Here is a 1818-nt window from a genome sequence, read left to right as displayed (position 1 = left end):
ATTGGATATCTATGTCTGTTTGGTGTGCCCTTCATCTTTTTTGATATTTATTTTTTTAAATCCTACAATTTTATAATCTTTTATTCAATATCAGAATTTTATTCTATTTTTAACTTGACTGTGCCGAAAGATGAGCTGGGTTGAATCTATTGGGGAGCAGAATAAAAGTTATGTTAAAAAAATAAAATATGTTTGTCCAGATTGCAATATCAAGCTTTGGGGTAAGCCTAATCTCAATATTATCTGTGGCGATTGTGATACAGCATTACAACTTAGCTAATAACTAAAATCTTTAATAGCGCTTTTAAATGACCTTTTTATATGTTATTTTATATCTATATAAATTTATTATAGTTCAATATGGCAGAATTAATTTTATCAAATATAACAGCTAGCATTACAGAGCTTAAAGCTAACCCAATGAAAACTGTAGAAACTGCATCTGGTGAAGCTATCGCTATATTAAACCGTAACAAGCCTGCATTTTATTGCGTGCCTGCTGATGCATATGAAGAAATGGTAGAGCTTTTAGATGATATAAAGCTTTCTACATTAGTAAAGGATAGAGCTAAAGAAGAAGAGGTAGAGGTCAAGCTTAATGAGTTATAAATTAACTTTTTTAAAACCTGCTTTAAAAGAGTGGAGCAAACTCTCAAATCCAATTAAAGAGCAATTTAAGAAGAAGCTTGAAAAATGTTTAGAAAATCCCCACATAAAGAGTTCGGTACTTTCTGGCGTGAAAGATTGTTATAAAATCAAGCTTAGAGCCACTGGATACAGATTAGTTTACAAAGTTTTTGATAGTCGCCTTATTGTGCAAGTTGTAGTAGTAGGTAAAAGAGATAAAGGAGAAGTTTATAATAAAATGAAACATAGATAAATCACAATATTTGCGTAAAAAGTTTGGCTAAAAGAGCATAATTTATTAAGCTATAGATTTATAAAATTACTAAATACAACAAAATTTGATATTACTTAAATATTGTAAGATGAAGTAGAGAGATTTAGATAATTGATAATGACAAATTAAATAAAAATAGTGGCAAACATCACATGCATGAATCAAAGGTTTTATAAAGAATATGAAAAATTTATAAAATTAGAATACCATTCATATAAAAAGATTACAAAACAAAGAACAAGAAATAATTTAGGAGCAATAAAAGGAAGTGAGCTAATTATAGAAATTGCAAAATTATCAGCTTTCTTTACTACTAATAAACTGAAAGAAGAGATTGACAATTTCGATGCGTGTAATTTTGCTTTTTGGGGCTGGAAATTATCTTATGACTTATTAGAGATGAACGCTAGTGATGATGAGGTCAGTAAATCATTAAATAACGCAGTAATAGAAGTAAAAAAATATTTTGATAAATATGAGGTAAGTATAGAAGATAGCGAGATAGAATGGCTTATATATTGTTGCGCTCTTATAAAAAAAGAACTGTACGAAGAATTTCAATACAATATGTTTGCATTAATGTTAGATGGCAAATCGGAAAGAATAAATGTCGCTTTTACTGCTCTAAAGCAGGATGGATATAGCCATGATTTATTGAGTCATGACTCAATTCCTAGAGTAAGCTCAGTTAAAAAAATAGGCCGCAACGACTTGTGTACTTGTGGAAGTGGTAAAAAATATAAAAAATGTTGCATAATTAAGTATCAGTAAATGACTACTCTCACATTTTTTATCGGCACAGTCAAGTTAAAAATAGAATAAAATTCTGATATTGAATAAAAGATTATAAAATTGTAGGATTTAAAAAAATAAATATCAAAAAAGATGAAGGGCACACCAAACAGACATAGATATCC

Annotated in this window: 4 protein-coding genes; all 4 read left to right on the top strand. The window is 28.8% G+C overall.

What is annotated here, in order from left to right:
• Nucleotides 1–130 precede the first annotated feature (130 nt).
• The 4 genes from L8D11_RS05180 to L8D11_RS05165 all read left to right on the top strand — a co-directional run bounded on the left by L8D11_RS05180 (nt 131) and on the right by L8D11_RS05165 (nt 1672).
• Nucleotides 131–280 (top strand): hypothetical protein, encoded by a 150-nt coding sequence (locus L8D11_RS05180; RefSeq protein WP_236870604.1) that lies wholly within the window; start codon nt 131–133, stop codon nt 278–280.
• An 80-nt stretch (nt 281–360) separates the two neighbouring features.
• A complete protein-coding gene (locus L8D11_RS05175; RefSeq protein ID WP_236870603.1) occupies nt 361–609 on the top strand; it encodes a type II toxin-antitoxin system Phd/YefM family antitoxin in 249 nt (82 codons plus the stop codon).
• On the top strand, nt 599–880 hold the full coding sequence (locus L8D11_RS05170; RefSeq protein ID WP_236870602.1) for a type II toxin-antitoxin system RelE family toxin: 282 nt from the start codon (nt 599–601) through the stop codon (nt 878–880). The genes L8D11_RS05175 and L8D11_RS05170 overlap by 11 nt, the downstream gene beginning before the upstream one ends.
• Before the next feature lie 177 nt (nt 881–1057).
• Nucleotides 1058–1672, top strand: coding sequence for an SEC-C metal-binding domain-containing protein (locus L8D11_RS05165; protein ID WP_236870601.1), 615 nt, complete (start codon nt 1058–1060; stop codon nt 1670–1672).
• Nucleotides 1673–1818: the final 146 nt, after the last annotated feature.

The organism is Candidatus Bandiella numerosa (genome assembly GCF_021811875.1).
Taxonomy (GTDB): domain Bacteria; phylum Pseudomonadota; class Alphaproteobacteria; order Rickettsiales; family Midichloriaceae; genus Aquirickettsia; species Aquirickettsia numerosa_A.
The sequence above is the reverse complement of the archived record's forward strand: the minus strand, read 5'-3'. Positions and strand labels throughout refer to the sequence as shown.

Bases quoted from the DNA above. Each gene is read 5' to 3' on its own strand.
- L8D11_RS05180 (WP_236870604.1), top strand. From the start codon at position 131: ATGAGCTGGGTTGAATCTATTGGGGAGCAGAATAAAAGTTATGTTAAA.
- L8D11_RS05175 (WP_236870603.1), top strand. From the start codon at position 361: ATGGCAGAATTAATTTTATCAAATATAACAGCTAGCATTACAGAGCTT.
- L8D11_RS05170 (WP_236870602.1), top strand. From the start codon at position 599: ATGAGTTATAAATTAACTTTTTTAAAACCTGCTTTAAAAGAGTGGAGC.
- L8D11_RS05165 (WP_236870601.1), top strand. From the start codon at position 1,058: ATGAATCAAAGGTTTTATAAAGAATATGAAAAATTTATAAAATTAGAA.